11 protein-coding genes are annotated in these 12,980 nt (G+C 50.0%); 7 read left to right on the top strand and 4 right to left on the bottom strand.

What is annotated here, in order from left to right:
• Positions 1 to 389: 389 nt before the first annotated feature.
• Together brnQ and proY are read left to right on the top strand one after the other, a co-directional pair.
• Positions 390 to 1,709 carry a branched-chain amino acid transport system II carrier protein gene (brnQ, locus tag JK198_RS12320; RefSeq protein WP_212707901.1) on the top strand — a complete coding sequence of 440 codons (1,320 nt, stop codon included), beginning with the start codon at positions 390 to 392 and terminating at the stop codon, positions 1,707 to 1,709.
• Between the two features lie 66 nt (positions 1,710 to 1,775).
• Positions 1,776 to 3,146, top strand: coding sequence for a proline-specific permease ProY (gene proY, locus JK198_RS12315; protein ID WP_212710685.1), 1,371 nt, complete (start codon positions 1,776 to 1,778; stop codon positions 3,144 to 3,146).
• Between the two features lie 48 nt (positions 3,147 to 3,194).
• Here the strand turns inward: proY and JK198_RS12310 are convergent, their stop codons facing one another.
• From JK198_RS12310 to JK198_RS12300, 3 genes are all read right to left on the bottom strand, one after another.
• On the bottom strand, positions 3,195 to 4,493 hold the full coding sequence (locus tag JK198_RS12310; RefSeq protein WP_212707903.1) for a mechanosensitive ion channel domain-containing protein: 1,299 nt from the start codon (positions 4,491 to 4,493) through the stop codon (positions 3,195 to 3,197).
• A 190-nt stretch (positions 4,494 to 4,683) separates the two neighbouring features.
• Positions 4,684 to 5,286 (bottom strand): peroxiredoxin C, encoded by a 603-nt coding sequence (locus tag JK198_RS12305; protein ID WP_212707904.1) that lies wholly within the window; start codon positions 5,284 to 5,286, stop codon positions 4,684 to 4,686.
• A 110-nt stretch (positions 5,287 to 5,396) separates the two neighbouring features.
• Positions 5,397 to 5,978: an ACP phosphodiesterase gene (locus JK198_RS12300; RefSeq protein ID WP_212710684.1), complete on the bottom strand. Its 582-nt coding sequence runs from the start codon at positions 5,976 to 5,978 to the stop codon at positions 5,397 to 5,399.
• Between the two features lie 102 nt (positions 5,979 to 6,080).
• Here JK198_RS12300 and queA point away from each other — a divergent pair, with 102 nt between their 5' ends.
• The 5 genes from queA to secF all read left to right on the top strand — a co-directional run bounded on the left by queA (position 6,081) and on the right by secF (position 11,563).
• Positions 6,081 to 7,151, top strand: coding sequence for a tRNA preQ1(34) S-adenosylmethionine ribosyltransferase-isomerase QueA (queA, locus tag JK198_RS12295; protein WP_212707906.1), 1,071 nt, complete (start codon positions 6,081 to 6,083; stop codon positions 7,149 to 7,151).
• A gap of 78 nt (positions 7,152 to 7,229) precedes the next feature.
• Complete coding sequence (gene tgt / locus JK198_RS12290) at positions 7,230 to 8,354, top strand: tRNA guanosine(34) transglycosylase Tgt (protein ID WP_212707907.1); 1,125 nt, start codon at positions 7,230 to 7,232, stop codon at positions 8,352 to 8,354.
• 25 nt (positions 8,355 to 8,379) lie between these two features.
• Entirely contained in the window at positions 8,380 to 8,712 is a 333-nt protein-coding gene (gene yajC / locus JK198_RS12285; protein WP_212707908.1) for a preprotein translocase subunit YajC, read from the top strand.
• Positions 8,713 to 8,737: 25 nt separating this feature from the next.
• Positions 8,738 to 10,585 carry a protein translocase subunit SecD gene (secD, locus tag JK198_RS12280; RefSeq protein WP_212707909.1) on the top strand — a complete coding sequence of 616 codons (1,848 nt, stop codon included), beginning with the start codon at positions 8,738 to 8,740 and terminating at the stop codon, positions 10,583 to 10,585.
• A gap of 9 nt (positions 10,586 to 10,594) precedes the next feature.
• Positions 10,595 to 11,563 carry a protein translocase subunit SecF gene (secF, locus tag JK198_RS12275; protein WP_212707910.1) on the top strand — a complete coding sequence of 323 codons (969 nt, stop codon included), beginning with the start codon at positions 10,595 to 10,597 and terminating at the stop codon, positions 11,561 to 11,563.
• Between the two features lie 569 nt (positions 11,564 to 12,132).
• Here secF and JK198_RS12270 read toward each other — a convergent pair.
• Entirely contained in the window at positions 12,133 to 12,972 is an 840-nt protein-coding gene (locus JK198_RS12270; protein ID WP_212707911.1) for a transporter substrate-binding domain-containing protein, read from the bottom strand.
• Positions 12,973 to 12,980: the final 8 nt, after the last annotated feature.

The raw sequence follows: 12,980 nt of genomic DNA, 5'->3' as shown, positions 1-12,980 counted from the left end.
ACCGCAATATAATGCACAAAAGGCGCAACTGTGGCGCCTTTTGTGTATCAGCCATAGAATAAATGCATATATTTGTCGGAAAGAGAACAAATAATAAACATATCATCGTCCTGAACCTGCGGGTAATCCCGTCATATTCACTGCTTTTCATTTTATATATGACATATCCTACTAGTTTACTGATCTGATATTGCCTTTCTTCCCTATAAAAGTTTTACTTATGGGCGTTGTCATTCACTTCCGGTGAAAAAAAACAATCCTAATTTCACCCGTTACCGGTGATTTGCGCCCTCACGGGGCTGAGAGCTGTGGTGAACTGCTGTTCACGGAATAATGATGATCAAACCCAACTTCCAGGTATTTTCAGCACATGATGTGCAGAGTAATTTATGACTAAAAGTTTAACTTCTAAAGATATCCTTGCGCTGGGCTTTATGACATTTGCCCTGTTTGTCGGCGCAGGTAATATTATTTTCCCGCCTATGGTGGGTATTCAGGCCGGAGAACATGTCTGGACCGCAGCGATTGGTTTTCTGATTACCGCAGTAGGGCTCCCGGTACTGACCGTGGTTGCTCTCGCCAGAGTCGGTGGCGGGATTGATGCTCTGAGTTCACCGATCGGTAAGGCTGCCGGACTGGTACTGGCGACCGTATGTTATCTGGCCGTGGGGCCGCTATTTGCGACACCACGTACTGCGACTGTGTCCTTCGAAATCGGTATTGCTCCGCTGGCCGGTGACGGGGCGCTTCCGCTGCTGATTTACAGCCTGATCTATTTCGCGCTGGTGATTCTGATTTCTCTCTATCCCGGAAAACTGCTCGATACCGTCGGTCATTTTCTTGCTCCTCTGAAAATTATTGCTCTGGCAGTTTTAGGTATTGCGGCGATTCTCTGGCCGGCTGGCGGAGAAATTCCGGCAGTGGAAAGCTATCAGCAGGGTGCATTTTCTAACGGATTCGTTAATGGTTACCTGACCATGGACACACTGGGCGCGCTGGTATTTGGTATCGTTATTGTTAATGCCGCCCGTTCACGTGGTGTTGAAGACAAAGGACTGCTGACCCGTTATACGGTACTGGCGGGTGTTATTGCCGGAATCGGTCTGACGCTGGTCTATCTGTGCCTGTTTAAACTGGGTTCAGGCAGCGGGCATCTGGTGGCACAGAATGCGAATGGCGCTGCTATTCTGCATGCTTATGTACAGCAGACTTTTGGTGGCGCTGGCAGTCTGTTCCTTGGCGCTCTGATTTTTGTTGCCTGTATGGTTACTGCGGTCGGTCTGACCTGTGCCTGTGCTGAATTCTTCGCCCGGTTATTGCCATTATCCTATCGTGCGCTGGTTTTTATCCTGGGACTGTTCTCTATGCTGGTTTCCAACCTCGGACTCAGTCACCTGATCCAGTTATCTATTCCGGTACTGACGGCGATTTATCCGCCATGTATCGTGCTGGTACTGCTGAGCTTTACCCTGCGCTGGTGGAATAGCAGCAGCCGGATTATTGCACCGGCAATGACGGTCAGTCTGGTGTTTGGTATGATTGATGCGCTGAAAGGCAGTCAGTTTAAAGACTTACTGCCGGGATTCTGTCAGAATCTGCCGTTAGCCGATCAGGGATTATCCTGGCTGCCACCGACAGTGGTAATTGTGTTGCTCTGTGCGATTATTGACCGAATGAAAGGAAGCCGGCAGGCAGAAGTTCGCCAGTAACCACAGAAATTAACGAGTAAACCACGGGCCTGCCCGTGGTTTTTCTTTTTACAGGTACGGGTTGTTATGCAAAATAAAAATAAGCTCAGCCGCGGGCTGACCACCAGACACATTCGTTTTATGGCGTTAGGCTCGGCCATCGGAACCGGATTATTTTATGGCTCAGCGGATGCGATCAGAATGGCGGGGCCGAGTGTCTTGCTGGCCTATGTGATTGGCGGCGCGGTAGCCTATCTTATTATGCGGGCACTGGGTGAAATGTCGGTGAATAATCCGAACGCCGGTTCTTTCTCCCGCTATGCCCGTGATTATCTTGGCCCTATGGCCGGGTATATCACTGGCTGGACCTATTGTTTTGAAATCCTGATTGTCGCGATAGCCGATGTCACCGCATTCGGGGTGTATATGGGCGTATGGTTCCCTGAGGTACCGCACTGGATTTGGGTACTGAGTGTGGTGCTGATTATCGGGGCGATTAATATTATGAGCGTGAAGGTGTTCGGCGAAGTCGAATTCTGGTTCTCGTTTTTTAAAGTCGCCACCATTATTATCATGATCCTTGCCGGTCTCGGCATGATTGTCTGGGGGATTGGTAACGGCGGACAGCCGACCGGTATCAGTAACCTGTGGAGCCATGGCGGATTTTTTGCCCACGGCGTTACCGGTATGCTGCTGTCATTGCAGATGGTGATGTTTGCCTACGGCGGGATAGAGATTATCGGTATTACCGCAGGTGAAGCAGATAAACCGGAGAAGTCGATTCCGCAAGCGATCAACTCGGTACCCTGGCGTATTCTGGTGTTCTATGTCGGCACACTGTTCGTGATTATGTCAATTTATCCGTGGGATCAGGTCGGGACTAACGGCAGCCCGTTTGTACTGACATTTCAGCATTTAGGCATTGCTGCCGCCGCATCATTACTTAATTTTGTGGTGATTACCGCCTCTTTATCGGCGATTAACAGTGATATTTTCGGTGTTGGCCGAATGCTGCACGGTATGGCCGAACACGGTGATGCGCCTAAAGTCTTCCTGTCAGTTTCCAAACGCGGAACGCCCTGGCTGACTGTGGTTGTGATGATGGTGGCACTGTTAATCGCGGTACTGCTTAATTATCTGATGCCGGAAAAAGTCTTCCTGGTGATTGCTTCACTGGCAACGTTCGCCACTGTCTGGGTATGGATCATGATCCTGTTATCACAGATTGGTTTCCGCAAAAAAATAGGTCACCAGGGGGCCGAAAAACTGCGCTTCCCGTTACCCGGTGGTCCGCTGATGTCAGTACTGGGGATCCTGTTTCTGACGTTTATCATTGCAATGATTGGCTACTTCCCGGACACACGGTTGTCATTGTATGTCGGGGCTGGCTGGGTGGTTTTATTGCTGCTGGGCTATCGTTTTGTGAAAAAAGGGACCGCAGGAGCAGAACAGGCGTAATCACAGGACCGGCCCGCTTCCCCGCGGACCGGTCTGCCGGTCTGTCTGTCAGGATGATATGTCCTGGCGATGTGCAGCGGTTTCTGCGGTCACGACAGCAGCCAGCTGGCTGCCCAATGAGCGCACATCGCTGCCGGTAGGGCTTTGATGTACCCGCAGGCCAAACACCGGCAGTGCCGCGTAGATATAGTCAAAAATATCACTCTGAATTTGTTCGTATTCAGTCCAGACGGTGGTATTGGTAAACGCGTAAATTTCGATCGGCAAGCCGTTTTCAGTCGGTGCCAGCTGACGAACCATCAGCGTCATCCCCTGATGGATTTTAGGGTGGATACGCAGCCAGTTCTCCAGCCAGATCCTGAACGTTCCCACATTGGTCAGTGCCCGGTAATTGAGCGGAGACTGGCTGTCTTTGGCATTTTCGGCATTCCATTCAGACACTTCTTCCCGCATTTTGTCCAGATAAGGCACCAGCAGCCGGGCTTTACTGAGCTGATCAGCTTCCTGCGCGGACAAAAAGTGGATACTGGTCGTATCAATATTAATGCTGCGTTTTATCCGCCGCCCGCCGGACTCAGACATTCCTCGCCAGTTTTTAAAAGAGTCAGAGATCAGGGCATAGGCCGGAATAGTGACAATCGTATTATCCCAGTTACGGACTTTAACGGTGGTCAGATTGATATCGATTACTGCACCGTCCGCACCATATTTAGGCATGTCCAGCCAGTCATTCAGTTTCAGCATATCGTTTGCTGCCAGCTGGATACCGGCCACCAGTCCGAGGATCGGATCTTTAAAGACCAGCATTAATACGGCGGTCATGGCACCCAGCCCTGTCAGCAAGACCCCCGGTGATTTACCCAGCAGTACCGAAATCATCAGAATGCTTATCAGGATAGCAGTCACCAGTTTGACGCTTTGCAGAATTCCCCGCAATGGCAGCTGGCGTGCCAGCATACTGTTGGCAGAAACGTGCTGAATAAAATCCAGCAGCGAAAACCCAATCAGCATGGCAAACAGAATGGTCCAGAGTTCCCCGACGGTCATCAGGGTATTGAACACGGCCGTATTATTGTCGAGCATGATTTGAGTCAGCAACTGGAATAATATTCCTTGTATCATCCAGGCGACACGGTGAAATAACTGGTTACGTAACAGAGCCTTTGGCCACTGGTGGGGGCTTTTTTCTGCCCGGTATTTAAATACCGGCAGCAGGCATTTGTGCAGTATCAGATGAATAATCAGTGAAATAAAAATAATCGCCACTATGACTGCAACCACCGCGAATGTATTGGTGTAGTGCGTCAGTCCTAACGCCAGAAGCCAGTCGGTAATTTGTTGTTGCATAAGTCTCCCTGTGTTTATGTTATCTCATCAGGGTAAGCTTAAAGCCTCCGGCGACAGAGTGCGAATAACAAAACCCGATATCGGCGGGGAATACATTTCTTTACTCTCAGTTGGGGGGGAGGGGCAGAGGATGACGGGGGAAGGAACAGATAAAAAATAACCCGCCGGAGCGGGTTATCAGCCAGCGGTATTACAGTTTACCGGCGTTGGCTGTCAGATATTTAGCGACGCCTTCCGGGGATGCGCCCATACCTTCCTGGCCTTTTTCCCACTGTGCAGGACATACTTCGCCATGCTCTTCGTGGAATTGCAGCGCATCAACCATACGCAGCATTTCGTCGACGTTACGGCCTAATGGCAGATCGTTAACTACCTGATGGCGAACTACACCGTCTTTGTCGATCAGGAATGAACCACGCAGTGCAACACCTGCATCCGGATGTTCGATGCCGTAAGCCTGCTGGATTTCACGTTTGATGTCCGCAACCATGGCATATTTTACCGGGCCGATACCGCCATCGTTGATAGGGGTGTTACGCCATGCGTTATGCACAAATTCAGAGTCGAAGGAAACACCAACCACTTCCACACCACGCTTCTGGAACTCAGCATAACGTTTGTCGAACGCGATCAATTCGGAAGGACAGACAAAGGTGAAGTCCATTGGCCAGAAGAACAGCACCACAGGTTTACCTGCAGTGTGTTTTTTAAAGTTGAAATTTTCAACAATTTCACCATTGCCCAGTACGGCAGCAGCCGTAAAGTCAGGGGCCTGACGGGTAACCAGTACCATAATCACTCCAATCGCTTAGGGGTTAAAAAAACTGGCGTAGCAGAGCAGCCAGCTCTCGCAAAAATTATCCTGTTACTTGCAGACAAGAGTATGACAGCCAGCGCAGGCTTTTACAGCCTTTTTTCGCTAGCCAATTGCATAAGTCCGGGATAAAACTCAGAAAAAAGCTGATCGAGGGCGGCGTAGTTGTCGGTAAAATCCTGATAAGAGTGGCGTAACTTTTCCAGTTTAGGTCGTCTTTTGGCCATTCCTTGTAACACGACTTCCAGCCGCTCTTTACGGGCATATTTTTCCAGCCACCGTTCAGGCCACATCCACTGATTCAGGGCGCGAAATTCTGCCGGGGTACGGGTTAAAAACGGCCGGATTTGTTGTTCCGCCTGATCACAAAAATCGCCCAGCGCGATGTCCGGACAATAAAGGTTCCAGTCGCGGGCGAGGAAATGATCCCAGATAACGTCCAGAGTGACGGGCGATACGCGGCGGGTTTCCTGACGGAATAGCTGGCGGGCGGCACGCACTTCCGGCAACTGGTCGGTCAGGCTGTCGAGCCGGCGGTGCAAACGAATACCATCAGCCACCGGAACATCCCACTGCTGCGAGGGGTCGCCACGGACAAAATCAGCCATCAGATTCCCTAACAGAGAGCTTTCTGAGAGGGTGGCAAGGTGCAGGTGCGCTAGAAAATTCATAGGCTATTATAGGCAAATCTTTAGCGTCACAGCCAGTGGTTCAGTAATGGCTGCTTTTCCGCTACACTATGTCGCCTGTTTTTTTGCCCGGAATATTCCGCCATGCGCGTAGCTGATTTTAATTTTGACCTGCCAGAGTCATTAATTGCTCATTATCCCCAGCCCAACCGGAGTGGTTGCCGTCTGCTATCCCTTGACGGTCCCGGCGGAGAGGTGACTCACGGGGTTTTTACCGATGTCCTGGACAAGCTGAACGCCGGTGACTTACTGGTTTTCAATAATACCCGCGTGATCCCTGCGAGAGTATTTGGTCGTAAAGCCAGTGGCGGTAAAATTGAAGTACTGGTTGAGCGTATGCTGGATGATCACCGTGTGCTGGCCCATGTCCGTGCCTCAAAAGCGCCTAAACCCGGCAGTGAATTACTGCTGGGGGATGATGAAAGTATCAGCGCGACTATGGTCGCCCGGCACGATACGCTATTTGAAATCGCTTTCAGGGATGACCGGGCAGTGCTGGATATTCTTAACCAGGTCGGTCATATGCCCCTGCCGCCGTATATCGATCGGCCGGACGAAGAGTCTGACCGGGAGTTGTATCAGACCGTGTATAGTGCCCGGCCGGGAGCGGTTGCGGCGCCGACCGCAGGGCTGCACTTTGATGAGCCGTTGTTACAGGCCCTGCGTCAGAAGGGCGTGGAAATGGCCTTTGTTACCCTGCATGTCGGGGCGGGGACCTTCCAGCCGGTCAGGGTGGATACCATTGAAGATCATAAAATGCATTCTGAGTATGCAGAAGTGCCTCAGGATGTGGTGGATGCTGTTCTGGCCTGTAAAGCCCGGGGTAATAAAGTGGTTGCGGTCGGCACCACCTCGGTACGTTCTCTGGAAAGTGCTGCCCGCGCGGCTGAACAGGCATTAATTGCCCCGTTTTTTGATGACACGCAAATTTTCATCTATCCGGGATATCAGTATCAGGTGATTGATGCTCTGATCACTAACTTCCATCTGCCTGAATCAACCCTGATTATGCTGGTATCGGCATTTGCCGGGTACCACCAGACAATGGAGGCCTATCGTCAGGCCGTAGAGCAGCAATATCGCTTTTTCAGCTATGGCGATGCGATGTTTATTACTAAAAACCCGGCCGCTGCTGAGCAGCAGGTCGGGGAGTAAACCTGCGGCTGGCCAGGTGTCAGCCGTTATCCGGATGTTTAATTATTAACATCAGACTGTTTCTCTGGTGGAGGTTGTGTGAAGTTTGAATTAATGAACACCGAAGGCCGTGCCCGTCGCGGCCGGTTAGTATTCGATCGTGGTGTGGTGGAAACGCCGGCGTTTATGCCGGTCGGGACTTACGGCACGGTCAAAGGGATGACTCCGGAAGAAGTCAGAGATACGGGTGCACAGATTATTCTGGGCAATACTTTTCATCTGTGGCTGCGTCCGGGTCAGGAAGTTATGAAGCTGCACGGTGATCTGCATGATTTTATGCAGTGGCAGGGGCCGATTCTGACTGATTCCGGCGGCTTCCAGGTCTTCAGTCTCGGGGATATTCGTAAAATCACCGAAGCAGGTGTGCATTTCCGTAACCCGATTAACGGCGATAAGATTTTCCTCGACCCGGAAAAATCCATGGAAATTCAGCATGATCTCGGTTCTGATATCGTGATGATTTTTGATGAGTGCACCCCTTACCCGGCGGATCACGACTATGCAAAACGCTCTATGGAGATGTCTCTGCGCTGGGCGAAACGCAGCCGTGACCGTTTCGATGCACTGGGTAACAAAAATGCATTGTTCGGTATTATCCAGGGCGGTGTTTACGAAGATTTACGAGATGTCTCTGTTAAAGGGCTGGTAGATATAGGATTTGATGGGTACGCTGTGGGCGGTTTGGCTGTCGGTGAGCCGAAAGAAGACATGCACCGCATCCTTGAACATGTCTGTCCGCAGATTCCGGAAGACAAACCCCGCTATCTGATGGGGGTGGGTAAACCGGAAGACCTGGTGGAAGGTGTGCGCCGTGGTGTGGATATGTTCGACTGTGTGATGCCAACGCGTAATGCCCGTAACGGCCATCTGTTCGTTACCGACGGGATTGTCAAAATTCGTAATGCGAAGCATAAAGACGATACTTCGCCGCTGGATGCCGAATGTGACTGTTATACCTGTCGTCATTACAGCCGTGCATATTTGCATCACCTGGACCGTTGTAATGAAATTTTAGGCGCAAGACTGAATACTATTCACAATTTGCGTTACTATCAGCGTCTGATGGCGGGTTTACGTAAAGCTATTGAAGACGGTAAATTAGAGCACTTTGTGGCTGACTTTTACCAAAGGACCGGCAAAGACGTCCCGGCCCTGAACGTTTGACTATAAATCCAATGAGGGAAATTTAATGAGTTTTTTCATTTCTGACGCAGTTGCTGCTGCCGGTGCTCCGTCTCAGGGAAGTCCGTATTCTCTGGTGATCATGCTGGTGGTTTTCGGATTGATTTTTTACTTTATGATTTTACGCCCACAGCAAAAACGTTCTAAAGATCATAAAAAACTGATGGACTCGATTGCTAAAGGCGATGAAGTACTGACTAACGGCGGACTGGTCGGCCGTGTCAGTAAAGTTTCTGATACCGGATATGTGGTTATTGCGCTTAACGATACGACTGAAGTCGTGATCAAACGTGATTTCGTAGCTGCCGTTCTGCCGAAAGGCACAATGAAGGCGCTGTAATTTTTTCTCCCCTAAGGGAATTGCCGTGTTAAACCGTTATCCTTTGTGGAAGTACATCATGCTGATCGTGATCCTTATCGTCGGTCTGGTATATGCACTTCCCAACCTGTATGGAGAGGATCCGGCCGTGCAAATCACTGGTGCGCGGGGTGCCGCCGCCAGTGAGCAAACGTTGGATCAGATCCAGAATATTCTCCGCCAGGACAAGATCCAGAGCAAATCCATTGCCCTGGAGAATGGTGCCATTCTTGCCCGTTTCTCTAATACTGATATCCAGTTACGTGCCCGTGAAGCACTGGTCAGCGGATTAGGCGAAAACTATGTTGTCGCCCTGAACCTGGCTCCGGCGACACCGCCATGGTTAGCCATGCTGTCTGCCGAACCGATGAAACTGGGGCTGGATTTACGGGGCGGTGTTCACTTCCTGATGGAAGTTGATATGGATACTGCACTGGGCAAGCTGCAGGAACAGAACTCAGACAGCCTGCGCAGCGAGTTGCGTGACCAGAAAATCCCTTATACCACCATTGGTAAAGCCGATAACTATGGTGTCACTATCAGTTTTGCTAATCAGGCTGACCGTGACCGTGCCATCAGTTATCTGAGTCCGCGCCACAATGACTTAGTGATTAAGAGCAACGGCAGCACTGGTTTAAGTGCCGTGATGACCGATGCCCGGCTGAGCGAAGCCCGTGAGTATGCGGTACAGCAAAATATTAATATTTTGCGTAACCGTGTGAACCAACTGGGTGTTGCCGAACCTCTGGTTCAGCGTCAGGGTTCTGATCGGATTGTGGTCGAACTGCCGGGTATTCAGGATACGGCCCGTGCTAAAGAAATTCTTGGTGCGACTGCTACCCTGGAATTCCGTCCGGTCAATACCAGTGTCGATGCGGCTTCTGCGGCGCAGGGACGTATTCCCGGCGACTCAGAAGTGAAAATGACCCGTGATGGCCAGCCGGTTGTGCTGTACAAACGAGTGATTCTGACCGGTGACCATATCACTGACTCTACCTCCAGCATGGATGAGTACAATCAGCCTCAGGTAAATATTTCCCTCGACAGTGCCGGTGGAAACATGATGTCTGATTATACCAAAGATAATATCGGCAAACCGATGGCGACCCTGTTTGTGCAGTATAAAGACAGTGGTAAGAAAGATGCCAAAGGCCGTGCGATTCTGGAGAAAGAAGAAGAAGTGATTAACGTGGCGAATATTCAGTCACGTCTTGGAAACAGCTTCCGTATCACCGGTATCAATAATCCGAACGAAGCCCGCCAGTTATCTTTACTGTTGCGTGCCGGTGCGCTGATTGCACCGATTCAGATTGTTGAAGAAAGGACCATTGGCCCGACGATGGGACAACAGAATATCAACCAGGGTCTGCATGCCTGCCTGTGGGGACTGATTGCATCCATTCTGTTTATGGTTATCTACTACAAAAAATTCGGTGTTATTGCTACCTCGGCGTTAATTGTAAACCTGATACTGATTGTCGGTATCATGTCCCTGCTGCCGGGTGCGACACTCACTATGCCGGGTATTGCAGGGATTGTACTGACCCTTGCGGTGGCAGTAGATGCTAACGTATTGATTAATGAACGTATCAAAGAAGAACTCAGAAATGGCCGCAGTGTTCAGCAGGCGATTCATGAGGGATACCGTGGTGCGTTCTCCAGTATCGTTGATGCCAATGTCACAACCCTGATCACCGCGATTATCCTGTATGCTGTCGGTACCGGATCAATCAAAGGATTTGCGATTACGACGGCCATTGGTGTGGCGACCTCCATGTTTACAGCGATTGTGGGCACACGTGCTATCGTGAACCTGCTGTATGGCGGCAAACGTATCAATAAGCTGTCAATTTAGGAGTGGGTAATGGCACAGCAATATGATGTTGAGCAACTAAATTATGGCCGTAAAGTGTATGACTTCATGCGCTGGGATTATCTGGCCTTCGCCATTTCCGGGTTACTGCTGGTAGCTTCTGTGATTGTTATGGGCGTCCGTGGCTTTAACTGGGGTCTGGACTTCACCGGTGGTACTGTTATTGAGATCACTCTCGAAAACCCCGGTGAACTGGATACTATGCGCCAGGCGTTGCAACACGCCGGCTTTATGGAGCCCCAGGTCCAGAACTTTGGCAGCAGCCGTGATGTCCTGGTGCGGTTATCGCCAAACGCCGGTAATTCCGGCCAGGAATTAGGCAATAAAGTGGTGTCTGTGATTAATCAGGCAACCCATCAGACGGCGGTGGTCAAACGGATTGAGTTTGTCGGTCCGAGTGTCGGCAGTGACCTGGCGCAGGCCGGGGCAATGGCGCTGCTGGTGGCACTGATTTGTATCCTGGTGTATGTCGGTTTCCGTTTTGAATGGCGTCTGGCGCTGGGGGCGGTACTGGCCCTTGCCCATGATGTCATCATTACTATGGGGATACTGTCTCTGTTCCATATTGAGATTGACCTGACGATTATCGCGTCTCTGATGTCGGTGATCGGTTACTCTCTGAATGACAGTATTGTGGTATCGGACCGTATCCGTGAGAACTTCCGTAAAATCCGTCGCGGAACGCCTTACGATATCGTCAACGTATCACTCACCCAGACCCTGAGTCGTACCATTATGACGTCGGCGACCACTCTGGTGGTTGTTCTGATGTTGTTCCTGTTTGGTGGTGAGTTGCTGAGAGGCTTCTCTCTGACCATGCTGATTGGTATTACTATCGGTACTGTGTCCTCTATTTATGTGGCTTCCGCGCTGGCGCTGAAGCTGGGCATGAAACGTGAACATATGCTGGTGCAGAAGGTCGAAAAAGAAGGTGCTGATCAGAAATCGCTGCTTCCTTAGTCGCGGTTTCCAGCGGTTCTGATAAAAAAGGCAGCCTGATGCTGGTCACTTAAGGTGACCAGCATTGTTTTTAAAGGGGGACCCCCGGGTTTCCTGTTCGTGTTCCGGCTGACGTCCCGGCGGCAGTTTCAGCATTCCCGGATGGCGGTACATGTGTTTCAGATGCTCCGGAACACCCCGATGAAACAGCCGTAATATCACTCTGCTGATACTCAGTTGGCAGGCCAGACAGTCCCCCTGACAGTTTTTATCTGGCCATTTCCGGTAATTTACTTCGCTGCGTTCACCGGTTACCAGACTCTGTCTGCTGTGCCAACGCTGACTAAACATGAAACCCTTTTATACCAGACAGTGGATCGTTTAACCGCTCGTTAAACGATTGGCATGGGTCTGTGCTGGCTGAACTGATGAGCAGGTTAATAAATCAGTAACGGAGTTTCTGTATAAGACTGAATCAGAGAGTGAGGATCCGCCGGTTCCGGTAACCCACAGTAAACAGTGATGTGAATAGTGATAAACAGGGCACTGACGGTGCCCTGATCGTTTTTTTAAAGAATGACTGACAGACTCTAAAGATCGTTTTTCACGACCACCTTATCCGCACCCGGCAAAGAATACACATTTTCCTGATACCACTTCTCAGACAATTTCGCCAGCGTACCATCTTGTTTTAGCGACCGGAGGATATTATCAATCTTACTGATCAGTACCGGGTCTTCCCCTTTTTTGTACAGAACAATGGTCGGAAACAGACCGACACTGGCTGAAGCTTTGATATTTAAAGGTACTTTCCTGATCAGTGACAGGTAGCCACCGATAGGATAGACAGCAGCGTCATATTCACCTGAATCGACCGAGCGGAACATATCTAAAGCGGATTCTTCACCTGAAGGTGTCAGCGTAATCGGGGTTGCCGGATGCGCACGGTTGTACTGCTCAATGACAGTATAACGGGCATCATTAACATTAATCGGGTTTAGTTTTTTATGCTTTTTGGCAATATCGTCCAGCGAGTTGATACTGTTATCATCTTTTCTTACAATCAGCCTTAAATCACTGATGCCGGTAGGCTGATGTGAATAATCAAAACTTTTTGCACGATCTTTATTCAGATAAAAATGGTTTGATGAAAGATCGTAAGCGCCCGTTTTGAGTCCGGTCAGAATAGCATCCTGAGACACGGTGCTGTAGGTGAATTTATATTCCGGCAATTTCTTCTGAATAATTTTCAGCAGATCACCATCATAACCTGAAATGACTCCGTTCTCATCCACATAAGAGAATGGATAGTTATTGCTATCCATAGCGACATTTATCTGTTGCGTAGCTGCCTGAGCAAAAGAGTAAAACGATGATAATGCCAGCCCTGAAACTATCAGAGCGCTTGCAAGTGACTTTTTAAATGACATGAGTATTC

The sequence above is a fragment of the Tatumella sp. JGM91 genome (genome assembly GCF_018257575.1).
In the GTDB taxonomy this organism is placed as follows: domain Bacteria; phylum Pseudomonadota; class Gammaproteobacteria; order Enterobacterales; family Enterobacteriaceae; genus Tatumella; species Tatumella punctata.
This window is presented reverse-complemented; position numbering and strand designations above follow the sequence as displayed.